This is a genomic window from Companilactobacillus muriivasis (genome assembly GCF_036246245.1).
Classification (GTDB): domain Bacteria; phylum Bacillota; class Bacilli; order Lactobacillales; family Lactobacillaceae; genus Companilactobacillus; species Companilactobacillus muriivasis.
This window is the reverse complement of the sequence record NZ_BTTQ01000001.1, coordinates 348,159-362,110: the sequence shown is the minus strand read 5'-3', so window position 1 is coordinate 362,110 and position 13,952 is coordinate 348,159. Positions and strand designations below refer to the sequence as shown.

Below are 13,952 nucleotides of genomic sequence, written 5' to 3'. Positions count from 1 at the left end.
ACTTTTAATTATTTAACAAAATCGATGGTTTTAAATTGAATTTTCTTCTAAATTGAACTAATAAAGATTAGCACAATCCACTTTCTAGGAGAAAACATGAATTATAAATTAATTGCTATCGACATTGACGATACACTTTTGAATAGCGCTAAAACTATTTCGAATAAAAATAAACTTATGATTAAATCTGCCTTAGCACAAGACATTAAAGTCGTTCTATGCTCAGGTCGACCACATAAGGCAATGGAAAAGTATGCCTCAGCACTCGGTATAGAAGGCACCGAACAATACATGATCACTAACGGCGGTGCCATTATTGAAAACATGCATGGTGAATTTATCATGCAACGAACACTTTCAAATGAATTCTATCGAGAGTTTGTTGAATTTACCCAGACCAATGACCTTTCCTACTGTGTTTTTGACGTTAATGGCAATATTTATACTAGCAATAACTATGATATCAACCGTTTTACGATTGCAATGGCTTTTGAAGGCAACGATGATTTACATATCAGGCGACCTGAAGACTTACCACTAAACTTTGAAATTACTAAGGCTGTTATTAATGCTAAAGAATCTAAATTGGATGAGATCACAAATTTCATCAAGGCATCATTTACTGATTACTTCGTTGTACGTACCGGTGTCGGTTATTTAGAGATTTTTCCTAAAAACGTTAATAAAGGTAATGCCGTGAAATTTCTAGCCGACAAGTTGGGAATCAACATGGATGAAGTTATGACCTTGGGTGACCGTGACAACGATATTTCAATGATAGAAGTTGCCGGAACTGGAGTTGCCATGGCTAACGCAACTGAAGGCGTTAAAGCTGTTGCTAACTATGTAACTACCGACAACAATCATGATGGCGTTGGTAACGCAATCGAAAAATTTATCGAATAAAAAAGCTTTGACTAAACTTGAATTAGTCAAAGCTTTTTACTTTTCATCCCTCACAATTTCTCGAACCTGCTGAAAATTGTTAGCAACAAAAGTTGGTTGAATTTCAGAATTATTTATTTGTTTCCGTGGATTGAACCAAATACTATTCAGGCCCGCTCGATTTGCTCCCAAGACATCGGATTGTAGACGATCCCCAATCATCAACGCATTATCCTTATTCAAATTAGGGTGTCGCTGAAATACTGGCTTAAAGAATTCAGCACTCGGTTTGGAAAATCCAATATCTTCAGAAATAAAATAATCGTCAAAATACTTATCTAAGCCAGAACCTTTCAACCGTTACATTTGAGTTATTTTAACGCCATTGGTACCAACAAATAAATTTACTCCTGACGCTTTCATGCTAGCTAATAATCCCTCTGCATTTGGAACCGTATAAAAATTATGATTCAACATCTCACGATACTGTGCTTCTAACTTCACACCATCAACATCAATACCAAATAAGGCCAGCGTCTTTGAAAATCTAGTATTCAACAAAGGCTGTGGCGATGCTCCGGTTTCAATACTTTCCCAAATCTTTTTGTTCAACTCTAAATATGATTGCAACGCTTTTTGAATATTGACAACACCTTGTTGCTTCAGAATCTTGGTAACTCCGTCAATTTCACCTTTGTGAAAATCCAGAATAGTATCATCTAAATCAAAAATCATATATTTAATCATTCATAATTCCTCATTCATTTTAAACACATTTTTAAAATTCCAACTAATTCATAAACATCGCTACATCAATAAGTACAGCACCAATGATTAGAATTACCCACCAATTCTTAGTCATATAATCCCAAAAATTCATTTTACCGTAACGTCTCACATAGGTGTGTGTCTGAGGATCCATGACAAATTCTTCATGATCAACTTTCGTCTCATCCGTTAAACCAAAGACCAATGCATCGAGACTTACGTTAAAAATCTCAGTCAATTTAACCAAATTGTTTAAATCAGGAGTAGATTCGCCAGATTCCCACTTTGAAATTGCTTGCCTTGTTACAAATAATTTACTAGCTAAATCATCTTGGGTGATTCCTCGATCCGTTCGATACATCTTAAGTTGCTTTGCAAATTCTGTCATCATTCTCTCCCCTTTTCATTTTCAATTAATCCTTACCTACATTCTGTTATAGATTACTGAATTGGACAAGCAATTTTTAAATTGATTATGTATCAAGTAGAGTACGATTTGCGCAACTAACATTTGCTAATTCTGCCACAAACATTGAATTAACAAGAATCATATGGTTGATTACCTGTAATCTTATGTTAACAAGCACAACGCCGTTATGAATTTTTAAAAACAAAAAGGGGTTGTGACATAACTACTTTTGTCTTAAATATGCAGCATAAACGTGCAACAAAACATAGCTTTTTCCGCTTAAAACAAATAGAGCAGTAATCCAAAATCGGATTACTGCTCTATTTGCCTTAATGCTCGAAAGCTGACCATGTTTTGTCACACTCTCCTGTTTATTCTAAATTTTTTCAGATAAATTCTTCTCATAAGCATGGTAGTAAACCACGGCCAAAATTGCACCGATGGCAATGCCGATTCCGTTAGCCAAAACATCATTAATATCACAGACTCGATTAATCAAGAACGTATGTGATAAATAATACTGAGTCAATTCAAAGCCTGCTCCAATCATAAATCCAAGTGGCACGATTAAAATCAGCGACATATTTGGAAAAACTTTCTTAATCAAAAATCCCAATGGAATTGTTAAAATAATATTTTCAAAGAATCCCAGACCAACATAAATATAATGCAAATTAACTCTACCAATTCCGGCTGGCACAATATAAACAGCTATACCATCGAAAGATAGCGGCGTAAACAAAACTACTCCTAGAAAGGTCAAATAGGCCAATCTAATCAGAAATACACTCCGACGTTTTGCATCATCAATACTACCAAGAATATGAAGTCCACTTATAAACGACAGGCTCAGTATTACTAATAAAGGTATCCAACGCAATTACATCGCCCCTTTTTCTTATTATATTACCATTCAAATTATACTGCCCTTTAGTTTAAACAATCCGAAGAAAGTACGATTTTTTTGTGAAGAAAGTAGGATTGATTCCTTAAAGTAGATTCTGCTGTACAAATATAGCCTCATTAATGATCAAAAAAAAAGGCATTATGAATTTTCTTATTCATAACGTCTATTATCTTCAAATCCATTTTTCCAATGATTGTTTTTCGTAAACATAGTGGTAAACAAAAACTAAAGCCCCACCAATCACGATGCCAATTCCATTGGCAACTACATCGCTGATATCACTGGTTCGGTTGATCAAGAACATGTGTGACAAATAGTACTGCATTGTTTCAATCACGGTACCAGTCATTAAACCAATTGGAACCATGGAAACTAATGATATATTTGAGAAAGCTCGCTTAATTAAGAAGCCTAAAGGTACGGTTAAAGCAATGTTTTCGATGAATCCTAAATCATAAGTAATATGGTACAAATTTACACTCCCAATTCCTGACGGCATGATATAAACCGCTGTACCAGTAAAAGACATTGGAGTAAATAAGATGGTTCCGAGAAAAGTTACATAGATCAAACTGATTAACGCCACACGACGTCGATTAAATTCTTTAATATTATTGAAAAGATAGATTCCACCTAATATTGACAAAATCAAGATAATAAATAATGGCATCCAACGCATAAGCAACACTCCTTCGTATAAATTTACTTTTAAGTTTTTGATTGTTTATATTTAATTTATACTTCAATCCTACTATCAGTAAATTTAAGGAAGCTTAAACCAATGCGACTTTTCTGTGATAAATGTGAAGAATTTGCAAAAAAATCCCGTAATCAAGAAGATTACAGGATTTGATTTTTAAAATTTAGTTTTCGCCATCTAATTCAGCAATTTGTTTTTCAACTTGAGGATTCAAACGGAATTCATCATATGTTGTATCAGCACGGTCAACCACACCCTCGTTTGTTAAGTAAATCAAACGATTAGCGATTGTTTGGATAAACTGATGATCATGTGAAGCAAATAAAATTGAGCCTTTGTAGTCAATCAGGCCATCATTCAATGAAGTGATTGATTCCAAATCCAAATGGTTAGTTGGATCATCTAACATCAAGACATTAGATTTCAACAACATCATTTTAGATAACATAACACGAACTTTTTCTCCACCAGATAAAACGTCAACGTGTTTTGTTACGTCATCCCCAGAGAATAGCATCCGGCCTAAGAATCCACGCAAGAAAGTATCGTCGTCTTCGCCCTTTTCAGCAAATTGACGTAACCAATCAATAATTGGTGTTTCTTCATTAAACATTGCGTTGAAATCTTTTGGCAAGTAAGCACGGCTGGTTGTTACACCCCAAGTGATTGTTCCAGAATCAGGAGTTAAATCACCAGATAGAACTCTGAACAAAGCGGTTGTCTTCATATCATCTTTAGCCAAGAAAGCCACTTTATCATCTTTGTTAAGGATAAAACTGACATTCTTCAAAATTTGTTTGCCATCGATAGTAACTGACAAATCATCAACCTTCAACAAGTCGTTACCGATATCACGATTAGGCACAAACTTGATAAATGGATAACGTCTTGAACTTGGTTGAATATCATCAAGGGTAATTTTATCAAGCATCTTCTTACGAGAAGTAGCTTGTTTTGACTTCGAGGCATTAGCTGAGAAACGTGCAATAAAGTCTTGTAATTCCTTGATTTTTTCCTCTTTTTTAGCATTTTGATCTTGCTTCATGCTTTGAACAAGTTCAGAAGATTGTTGCCAGAAATCATAGTTACCGGCATAAAGGGTAATCTTGCTGTAATCGAGATCAGCCATGTAAGTACATACTTTATTCAAGAAGTATCTATCATGGGAAACAACGATAACAGTATTTTCAAAGTTAATTAGAAATTCTTCTAACCAGTCAATTGATTCAACATCCAAACCATTAGTTGGCTCATCCAATAACAAAACATCTGGTTGGCCAAACAAAGCTTGAGCTAACAAGACTTTGATTTTTTGACCAGCAGTCAAAGTGTTCATTTTTACTTGGTGTAACTTTTCGGGAATATTCAAGCCTTGAAGCATTTGTGAAGCTTCACCTTCGGCTTCCCAGCCACCCATTTCACCAAATTTTGTTTCCAAGTCAGCTGCTCGCAAACCATCTTCTTCACTGAAGTCTGGCTTGGCATAGATAGCGTCTTTTTCTTGCATGATTTTATAAAGTTCAGCATGACCCATCAAAACAGTTTCCATAACTGAATATTCATCGTAATCATAATGGTTTTGTTTCAAAGTAGCTAAACGTTCGTTAGGTCCCAATTTAACAGAACCAGTTGAAGGGGCGATTTCGCCTGATAAAACTTTTAGAAAAGTTGACTTACCGGCACCATTGGCGCCAATCAAGCCGTAACAATTTCCCGGTGCAAATTTGATATTTACATCTTCAAATAGCTTTCGATCAGCAAAGTGCAAACTAACATCACTAACAGTAATCAAATATATAATCCTCATTTCTTCGTACTAGTCTAGCTTGCATTATACGGGGTATTGCCATGATACGCAACGGTTTCTTTACTTTTTCAACCAATCCGTGCCAGCTTGTACATCACTCCAAGCAAGTGCTTCGTACTTATTAGTTTCCACCCGAGCCCAATAATACAGCTCAATCAGTGACTTCGGAAAATCTTTGGGACTCTCCATATACTTGATACTTATTTCTTGGAATAATTTTGGAGCCAATTTATCCAAATTCTCGTTTTTCTCAAGTATCTTAATATCTTGAATAACAATAGCTTTCAAATCAGGTCGCTCTTTCATGGCTGGATCAGCAGCAACTTCCTTCATTTGTACGATAAACTCAGCCACAATTTCTTCAAGTCGCACATCCTTAACTTGTCTATTCATAAGCCCACACCCTCTAATATTTTCATCCTAAAATTCCACCCATAATATAAAGGTAATGAAAATATTTAGCTACAAAAATATGCAATTAATTTCAAAAAAAATAAGCCTGATTTCTCACACTTATTGTTTAAATTAACGTTGTTAATAAATAGTACATACCGCTGATACCAATGAATCCATAGATACAATAAGTCATAACTTTCAAATTCAAGTGTTTAACAAAACGATTGGCCAATATCGTACCAATGATTGCTCCAACCATTCCCACTAAAATGTATTTAATATTACCAAGCGTTAAAATTCCTGTGGCAAAACGCATAGTAGTAATGAAAAATGTGTCTATTAAGAAAAACGTCTGAATACTTGCTAAATAATTTTCTTTAGAATCAGAAATTGTCAAAAAGTACAGTGCCATCAATGGACCACCGATTCCAAACATTCCATTGAAGAAACCTGAAATCAGCGCAAAGATTACCATCACGTACACTGGAATACTCTTCAACGTTACCGAATGAATATTCATGAACAGATAGTACAAAGATAAAGCCACCAACAGTAATCCTAATAACATTTTCAGATATCCAGTAGCTATAAATTTACTCAAATAAACTGAGAAAATAGCCATACACATGTAAATTATGAATGGCACAACCAATTTCTTCCATTCTAAAGCTTTTCGATAATGCCATGCGACCATTATAATCGCAATCACCATTGTTAATGTCGACACTCCAGCGCTTTGGTTGATTGGCAATAAACTTGGTAAAAAGATCATCATGATAATTCCCGAACCAAATCCAGTCACACCTTGAACAAATCCTGCTACCAATGCGGCAAATAGCATCACAAATACCCAACTCACGATAGTAATTCCCCCTTGATTACTATCATAACCTATAGTTGTGAATACAAAAAAAAAGAGAGTGCAACAAAACATGTTCAGCTTTCGAGCATTAAGGCAAACAAGACTAGTAATCCGATTTTGGATTGCTAGTCTTGTTTGTTTTAAGCGGAAAAAGCTATGTTTTGTTGCACGTTTATGCTGCCATATTTAAGACAAAAATAATTACATTCCCCAGCCCCTTCATTTAATTATTTTCGATTAAATTGCTGAGTCATACCATTGATTCCCTTATTAAAAGTGGGATTGACAACTAATTTCTTAGCAGCCAGTGGATTATTTAAGTAAAATTTCTTTTCGTTGGGCTTCTTAACCCAAAGGTTAAATTCAGGCATCCCTAAAACATAAGTCTTTTTGAAATTAAATTTGTTTTTCCTAATAGCCTTCATATAATCTGATGGTTCACTTGAGTCAGCTTTCGACAGACCAGTGATTATCTGCGAACCAATTTCAGGTATCGGATATTCATCATATTTGATGAGCACCTTGTGATCTTCATCTTTGGGACTAGGCAGACCAGCGTACCACTTATCAAAAGTCGTGACACCACCATTTAAAGCAACCGCAATAGTCTTACTTTTTAAGGATCTTTTACCATGAAAAACCTTATCGATTTTGATGGTCGCTTTGGTCAAAGCCATATTATCAGGATTATCCATTTTCTCTAACTTAATGACTGTCCCTTTAATAACCAACTCATTGGCCTCTTTAAGTTGCAGCATTGAATGGGCGATATAACCACGATTATCAACTTGCCCGTCCATATCAATAATGTCAGAGTCTTTGATTGTCTTCTGCCAAGCCTTTTTATTCTTTTTGATCAAAGCGGCAGTGCTTAAATGACCTGTTTTTGAATCTGATTGATGATGCTGAAACGGCCATGTGAATGCGAACAACGGTAAAACAAAGACTAGTAGACTTAAAAGTATTAGTTTTTTCTTCATCGTAGTAATTTACCTCGGACATTATTATCTCATGAGGTTAGTCCCAGTTGTAGCACATTTTTCTAATAAAAATTAATGAAATAATATCTAGAACTCCTATTATTGCACTCATATCAGCTATACAATTATATTAATGAAAATGATAACAACGGGAGGATTAAAACCATGTCATACTTACGTAAACATTCTTTCTTTCTAATAGTTGTTTTTGCGATGGGAATATTTGGAAACAGATTTTATTTCTTAGATTTAAATATGTTTTATCAATGGTCATTTAGTTTCATTTTGACCATAGTTGATCTGTTTGTTTTCATTCCGCTCATGTGGTTTTGGACGGAGAAACGTTTTGATGCCAAACAGTATAGAAAAATTAAATATTTGAACGTACTCCACAATCACCCATATCGTCTTTTACTACAATACCTTGCAATCATTTTGGGGGATTTGGCGGTTTCTCGACTTTCTCAGCTACCTTTAATAATTGTATTATTAATCAGTTTCATTACGATAGTTATTTTGACACCAGTTCACGAGGATTATTTTAATAATGCACACTTGAAATTTGTATAGTAAATAAAGGTTGAAAGTTGCTCGTAAAATAGGTTATGATCTTAAACTAAATAAATAGTCCAAAGTACATGCCATTTTTGATAATTTGGCATGTTTTTTTATTTTACCCTTGGTATCGAACCGGTTCGATAAACTAAAATTAATGTGAATTAAGTACCAGTTGCAGACCAATTTACAACACTTTGATTTTCACCCTTCATTATTATCACGAAATATATTTCAAATTGATTCCCACTCTACTTAATTCAATAATTTTTTTGAGGGGATGTTTTTAATGTTACATTATTTTGATTTAAAGCGACCTGCAAAATTAGGACTTTCCATCGATGAACAAAAAAGTCGTTGGTTCAAGGAATTCCTTAAGTCCTTCTTGGTTGTTTTCTTGGTTTACTTTTGTATGTATTTGATACGGAATAACTTGTCAGCTGCACAGCCACTTTTGGTTAAGCAAGGTATTTCAACCACCGCTTTAGGTTGGATTGGTTACGGATTCTCTCTTGCTTATGGAATTGGCAAAACAGTTTTAGGTTATGTAGTCGACGGTAAGAATACAAAACGGTTCATGTCATTCTTACTTATTTTAGCTGCTATTATGACTTTGATTATTGGTGTTGCTTTATTAATGAACCAAGCTCCGGTTGGTTTGATTTTGGTTCTTTGGTCATTAAACGGTATCTTCCAATCACCTGGTGGTTCTGCCTCACTATCCACTATCTCTCGTTGGACAACAACGACAACTCGTGGACGTTATATCGGCATCTGGAATATTTCACACGAATTTGGAGGTGCGGTTGCTGGTGTCATTGCACTTTGGGGTGCTAATCATTTATTCAGTGGTAACGTTGGTGGGATGTTCATCTTCCCTGCCGTTATCGGATTAATCGTTGGTTTCTGGGGACTATTTTTCGGATCCGATGATCCTCAAGAATTAGGCTGGGATTCCAGTGAAGTTATATTTGGAGAAAACATTTCAAAAGCTGATGAATCAGCTGCAAAAATGAGTAAGTGGGATATTTTTAAAACTTTTGTTATGAAGAGTCCTTGGGTTTGGCTACTTTGTATTGCAAACGTCTTCGTCTACGTTGTCAGAATTGGAATTGTCAATTGGGCACCATTGTATACTGTTCAACAACTTCACTTTACCGTTGCACAAGGTGCTAATACCTTGTTGCTTTTCCAATTAGGTGGAATTATCGGTAGTGTTGTCTGGGGCTGGTTCTCTGATCTTCTAAAAGGACGCCGAGCCGTAGTATCAATTATCTGTTTAGCTTTAACAGCTTTTGTCGTTTTAGGATATCGTTATGGTACAACTCCGATGATGATTAACACTTCACTATTCTTCTTAGGAATGTTGATCTATGGTCCTCAACTTCTAATTGGTGTATCTGTTATCAGCTTTGTTCCTAAAAATGCCTTAAATGTTTCTGATGGTCTAACTGGTACTTTTGCTTACATCTTTGGTGATCTAATGGCACAAGTTGGATTTGCTGCAATCGCCGATCCTAAAGCCAATGGCCTATCAATGTTGGGTATGAACTTACACGGTTGGAATGATACATTCATCGTCTTCTATCTAGCTGTAATTTTAAGTATTATTGTCTTAGCAATAATCGCTATTGGAGAGGAAAAACGTATTCGTCAACAATTATCAATTAATAAATAATGGACTAAAAAGGTTCAAATATTGACGCAAAAATCAATACAAAACAAGACTAGTAATCCGACTGTGGATTGCTAGTCTCGTTTGGTTTAAGCGGAAAAAAATATATTTGTACAAAAATAATCACAAAGTAAAGTGGTTCCATCAAGATCCATAAATACTGAATTTTTTAGCATTGTACCTAATTATCTACTCTGTTGGTCATTTTAGCCCATAAATTCTACTTTAGACTGACTAACTAATGAATCCACTTTTAATAATTTTATATCTGACTCATTAGAGAATCGCCTAATACTTTGATCAAGTACCGATTCAGAATCATCTTTAACTAATTCCAAACTCAACCAATCAGTTTCTGATGAGTCAATTGTTGCTAAATAAACCGTCGATTCTGGTTGATAATTTTTGAGCTCGCCTTTAAATTTTACAACCATATCGGCACTAATACTAAAATTCGTCAGTTTCAAATAATAATCATTCTGCTCACTAACGACTAAATCATCATCATTTGTCCTCAAAAATTGTGGATGCAATTCCTGCATACTCTTATCAGTAACAACTTTTTGAGCGACTTGCCCATAAGCCTTAAATTGTGGGGAGTTCGCATGAATTTGATATTGATCATTATTTTGATATAGTTCTACCACAAAATTATCAATACCGGCATCATCCGAATGTGTATCATACATTGCTAACGTACCGGGTTCTTCTTTATGTGACGTCAACAAATTATGAACGCCCGCAGCAAGAAAATCATCACGTTTTGAACCATCGATTGTTAAATGATACATTCTTAAAATTGGTACCTCAGTTAACTTCATGCTTACCCTACTTTCAAAATAATTATTTTAATGGAGCTAATGACTTGATAACTTTGGCTGGAACACCGCCAACAATACTATTATCAGGAACATCTTTAACAACTACCGCACCAGCAGCGACAATAACATTATTACCGATATGTACGCCGGCGATAACTGTCACATTTCCACCAATCCAAACATCGTTACCAACCGTGATTGGTTCAGTATAGGTAATTAAATAACGACTGCCATCCTCACGCACGCCAAAACGTTTTGTAGCATCCAGTGCATGTTCCCCACAATAAAACTTCGTATCAGGAGCGACAATAACTCGGTCTCCAAATGTAATTAAATTAGAATCTTGGAAGAAACAATTGCCATTGATAAAATCATCGTCACCAAAGCTGATATGTTTACCATAAATTGCTTCAAAATGACCATTAATCGTCAATCTTGTCCCAACTTTATTAAACAATTGTTGCGTAATAGCTGCTTTTTCAGTTGGGGCAGTTGCTTCATTTAATTGCTTAACAAGCTTGCGACCATTACTTAACATCGCTTGTAACTCTGGATCACGATAATCGTAATCTTTACCAGCCAAAAGTTTCTCATGTTCTGTCATTGTCATAAAATAATTCTCCTCATCTAATAATCTAAACCTTCATCGATTAAATCCATATAATGCTTGGTACTGCTGAGTGTGTGTCTATTCGGAGAAAACCACTTATTCTTGTCCAAAATTGCTAATTGGTGCATTTCTGATAATGATAAATCAAAATCCCAAATATCCAAATTATCACGCATATGACTTCCCTGAACTGCTTTAGGAATAATTACTGCGCCGAGTTGCACTAAATAATGCAATAGTATTTGTGCGGCAGTTTTGTGATATTTCTCAGCAATTTGCAAAACAGCTGGTTCCTGTAAAATTGAACCATTCACTTCACCTAATGGCGCCCACGCTTCAATCGCAATCTTTTTTTCAGTTTGAAATTTTCTTAAATCTGTTTGTTGCTGATATAAATTTAATTCTACTTGATTAACTGCTGGAGTAATCTTCATTTGATGATCCAAGTCTAACAACTGTCCAGCATCAAAATTGGAAACGCCAATTGACTTAACTTTACCTGCTACAACCAGTTTTTCCAAGTCGCGATAGGCACCATAGTAATCACCATATGGCTCATGCAACAATACCAAATCTAGATAATCTAATCCCATTCGTTGCAAAGAATTTTCCACAGATTGTGCTGTAACATCATCACCGAAAAATGGTAACCAAACCTTCGTTGTGACAAAGATCTCTGAACGTGGCACCGATGTTAACTTCAATGCTGCACCAACTGCCCGTTCATTTCGATAAACTTGGGCCGTATCAATCAACCGATATCCCATGTCCAAAGCTTTTAAGACAGCATTTTTACACGTTTCAAAATCTGTTATTTGAAAAGTTCCAAACCCCTCTTGGGGCATCTTTTGACCATTATTTAATTGAATCATCGGAATCATTTGCATTACCCCCTCATTACAATATCTAGGATAATCCCGTCATACTTATATGTAAAAGACTTATAATGAATATATGACTATACCTAAATCGTATTGTGAGGTTAAAGGATATGGAAACAAGAATCTTGAACTACTTCTTAACCATTGCCAAATCAGGAACTGTCTCTTCGGCAGCTCGTGAATTGCATGTAGCGCAGCCAACACTCAGTCGTCAAATCCAACAACTGGAATCAGAACTGGGAACCCCACTATTTACACGAGAGAAACATCGAATGATTTTAACAAAAGCTGGTTTGGCATATCAATTACACGTCCAACAAATTTTAATTGAATTGGATCGAGCTAATCAGTTGGTTAGAAATCTTAATAACGACGAACTGACTGGAACTCTTGGAATCGGGAGCGTCGAATCAACGATAACTAAATTTTTGACACCGCAATTAATGAATTTCCACCAGGAAAATCCCAATGTTATCTTCGATTTATTTGATGCGGACGGAACTTCGATTAAGGAACGACTTGATCAAGGATTATTGGAAGTTGGATTCGTTTCGACACCCATTAATACTGCCAAATATCATTATTTAAAATTGCCCATTGAAGACTCTTGGGGTATCGCTGTTAACCGAGACAGCCCTCTTTGGCAACAGGAAAAAATCTCAATTAGTGATTTAAAGGACCAACCGCTAATCATCCCCCACCGGCAATTAGTTCGTGATGAGTTATTCGATTGGTTGCAGGCAGAAGAAATCTCTTCACAAATTGTAGCCGAATATAATCTACTGACCAATGCTATTTATTTGGCTCAAGCTGGTTTAGGCGCACTAGTTTGTATATCAGGCGTTGAATTGCCAGCTGATGGAAAATTAAAGTTCATTCCAATTGAACCAAGACGTGAACTCAAACACTTCTTGATTTGGCGAAAAGGTTCACCACTAAGTGAAGTCGCACAGACATTTATTAACTTTCTTAAAGCACAATTATCAGTCCAATAAAAAAGATGAATATTCTAACTTATGATAATTCAAAGTTAGAATATTCATCCTTTATTTTCTATCTATGTGAATCAAAGTAGCCTCTCTTTACCAACTGGGTCTAACTCCATCAATTCTGGAATTTCTCTAAAATCAGCTCGAAAATCATAATCTTTTAGTTCTGGAGAAGTAAATATATTAACATGCTGGGCCGAAAGTGATTTATACATCATATCTTCATCGACTACTTTTTTATCTCTTTTTCCCATATATAATCCAACCTTTCCTTACCAACTGGGTCTAACTCAGCTGCTTCTGGAATTTCTTTGAGATCAGCTCGAAAATCATAATCTTTTAGTTCTGGAGAAGTAAATATATTAACATGCTGGGCCGAAAGTGATTTATACATCATATCTTCATCGACTACTTTTTTATCTCTTTTTCCCATATGTAATCTAACCTTTCCCTATCGACTGGATCAAGTGGTCTAAGCTCAGGATCATTTTTCAAATCAGCTTGAAAGTCGTGATTTCGAAACTCTGGTGTGGCAAATATATTTATATGCTTCTGCTTATTTGCCTTTTCTGGTTGTGACTTTTTTTCTACCATAATATGACCTCCAAAGTTCTAGTACGTTCTATTATAATCCCTTCCCACAAAATATCACTACAAAACCTACTTATACAAAAGTCCACTAATCAAGTGCATTTTTTAATATAATT

At 35.3% G+C, this 13,952-nt stretch carries 19 protein-coding genes; 4 read left to right on the top strand and 15 right to left on the bottom strand.

Translation table 11 applies throughout. The annotated features are described in order from the left end of the window. Positions 1-96: 96 nt before the first annotated feature. Positions 97-906: a Cof-type HAD-IIB family hydrolase gene (locus AAA923_RS01865; RefSeq protein ID WP_338214271.1), complete on the top strand. Its 810-nt coding sequence runs from the start codon at positions 97-99 to the stop codon at positions 904-906. Positions 907-942: 36 nt separating this feature from the next. Here the strand turns inward: AAA923_RS01865 and AAA923_RS01860 are convergent, their stop codons facing one another. The 9 genes from AAA923_RS01860 to AAA923_RS01820 form a co-directional block, all read right to left on the bottom strand. Next, positions 943-1,242: an HAD family hydrolase gene (locus AAA923_RS01860; protein WP_338214270.1), complete on the bottom strand. Its 300-nt coding sequence runs from the start codon at positions 1,240-1,242 to the stop codon at positions 943-945. Between the two features lie 3 nt (positions 1,243-1,245). Beyond that, entirely contained in the window at positions 1,246-1,632 is a 387-nt protein-coding gene (locus AAA923_RS01855) for a YjjG family noncanonical pyrimidine nucleotidase (RefSeq protein ID WP_338214269.1), read from the bottom strand. A gap of 43 nt (positions 1,633-1,675) precedes the next feature. Beyond that, positions 1,676-2,041: a helix-turn-helix domain-containing protein gene (locus AAA923_RS01850; RefSeq protein ID WP_338214449.1), complete on the bottom strand. Its 366-nt coding sequence runs from the start codon at positions 2,039-2,041 to the stop codon at positions 1,676-1,678. A gap of 397 nt (positions 2,042-2,438) precedes the next feature. Then, on the bottom strand, positions 2,439-2,942 hold the full coding sequence (locus AAA923_RS01845) for a VanZ family protein (protein ID WP_338214268.1): 504 nt from the start codon (positions 2,940-2,942) through the stop codon (positions 2,439-2,441). A gap of 199 nt (positions 2,943-3,141) precedes the next feature. After that, positions 3,142-3,648 (bottom strand): VanZ family protein, encoded by a 507-nt coding sequence (locus tag AAA923_RS01840; RefSeq protein ID WP_338214267.1) that lies wholly within the window; start codon positions 3,646-3,648, stop codon positions 3,142-3,144. Between the two features lie 184 nt (positions 3,649-3,832). Beyond that, positions 3,833-5,461, bottom strand: coding sequence for an ABC-F family ATP-binding cassette domain-containing protein (locus AAA923_RS01835; RefSeq protein WP_338214266.1), 1,629 nt, complete (start codon positions 5,459-5,461; stop codon positions 3,833-3,835). 75 nt (positions 5,462-5,536) lie between these two features. Continuing rightward, positions 5,537-5,869: a bacteriocin immunity protein gene (locus AAA923_RS01830; protein ID WP_338214265.1), complete on the bottom strand. Its 333-nt coding sequence runs from the start codon at positions 5,867-5,869 to the stop codon at positions 5,537-5,539. Positions 5,870-5,996: 127 nt separating this feature from the next. Continuing rightward, on the bottom strand, positions 5,997-6,731 hold the full coding sequence (locus tag AAA923_RS01825) for a sulfite exporter TauE/SafE family protein (protein WP_338214264.1): 735 nt from the start codon (positions 6,729-6,731) through the stop codon (positions 5,997-5,999). A gap of 230 nt (positions 6,732-6,961) precedes the next feature. Beyond that, positions 6,962-7,714, bottom strand: a complete 753-nt coding sequence (locus tag AAA923_RS01820; RefSeq protein WP_338214263.1) for a hypothetical protein — start codon at positions 7,712-7,714, stop codon at positions 6,962-6,964. 165 nt (positions 7,715-7,879) lie between these two features. Here AAA923_RS01820 and AAA923_RS01815 point away from each other — a divergent pair, with 165 nt between their 5' ends. Both AAA923_RS01815 and uhpT read left to right on the top strand, forming a co-directional pair. Next, entirely contained in the window at positions 7,880-8,284 is a 405-nt protein-coding gene (locus AAA923_RS01815; protein WP_338214262.1) for a hypothetical protein, read from the top strand. Positions 8,285-8,558: 274 nt separating this feature from the next. Next, entirely contained in the window at positions 8,559-9,947 is a 1,389-nt protein-coding gene (gene uhpT / locus AAA923_RS01810) for a hexose-6-phosphate:phosphate antiporter UhpT (RefSeq protein ID WP_338214261.1), read from the top strand. Positions 9,948-10,150: 203 nt separating this feature from the next. Here uhpT and AAA923_RS01805 read toward each other — a convergent pair whose 3' ends face one another. From AAA923_RS01805 to AAA923_RS01795, 3 genes are read right to left on the bottom strand one after another with little or no spacing between them, the layout of a single operon-like run. Then, entirely contained in the window at positions 10,151-10,765 is a 615-nt protein-coding gene (locus AAA923_RS01805; protein ID WP_338214260.1) for a putative quinol monooxygenase, read from the bottom strand. Between the two features lie 22 nt (positions 10,766-10,787). Then, on the bottom strand, positions 10,788-11,375 hold the full coding sequence (locus tag AAA923_RS01800) for a maltose acetyltransferase domain-containing protein (protein WP_338214259.1): 588 nt from the start codon (positions 11,373-11,375) through the stop codon (positions 10,788-10,790). Positions 11,376-11,392: 17 nt separating this feature from the next. Beyond that, positions 11,393-12,256, bottom strand: coding sequence for an aldo/keto reductase (locus AAA923_RS01795; protein ID WP_338214258.1), 864 nt, complete (start codon positions 12,254-12,256; stop codon positions 11,393-11,395). Between the two features lie 110 nt (positions 12,257-12,366). Between AAA923_RS01795 and AAA923_RS01790 the strand changes: the two genes are divergently transcribed. Further along, positions 12,367-13,251: a LysR family transcriptional regulator gene (locus tag AAA923_RS01790; protein ID WP_338214257.1), complete on the top strand. Its 885-nt coding sequence runs from the start codon at positions 12,367-12,369 to the stop codon at positions 13,249-13,251. Between the two features lie 71 nt (positions 13,252-13,322). Here the strand turns inward: AAA923_RS01790 and AAA923_RS01785 are convergent, their stop codons facing one another. Genes AAA923_RS01785 through AAA923_RS01775 form a run of 3 tightly spaced genes read right to left on the bottom strand, consistent with a single transcriptional unit; the run spans position 13,323 to position 13,839 of the window. Further along, positions 13,323-13,499 (bottom strand): hypothetical protein, encoded by a 177-nt coding sequence (locus tag AAA923_RS01785; RefSeq protein WP_338214256.1) that lies wholly within the window; start codon positions 13,497-13,499, stop codon positions 13,323-13,325. Then, positions 13,475-13,678: a hypothetical protein gene (locus AAA923_RS01780; RefSeq protein WP_338214254.1), complete on the bottom strand. Its 204-nt coding sequence runs from the start codon at positions 13,676-13,678 to the stop codon at positions 13,475-13,477. The genes AAA923_RS01785 and AAA923_RS01780 overlap by 25 nt, the downstream gene beginning before the upstream one ends. Then, complete coding sequence (locus tag AAA923_RS01775) at positions 13,654-13,839, bottom strand: hypothetical protein (RefSeq protein WP_338214252.1); 186 nt, start codon at positions 13,837-13,839, stop codon at positions 13,654-13,656. Before AAA923_RS01775 ends, AAA923_RS01780 begins: the two co-directional genes overlap by 25 nt. Between the last annotated feature and the right edge of the window lie 113 nt (positions 13,840-13,952).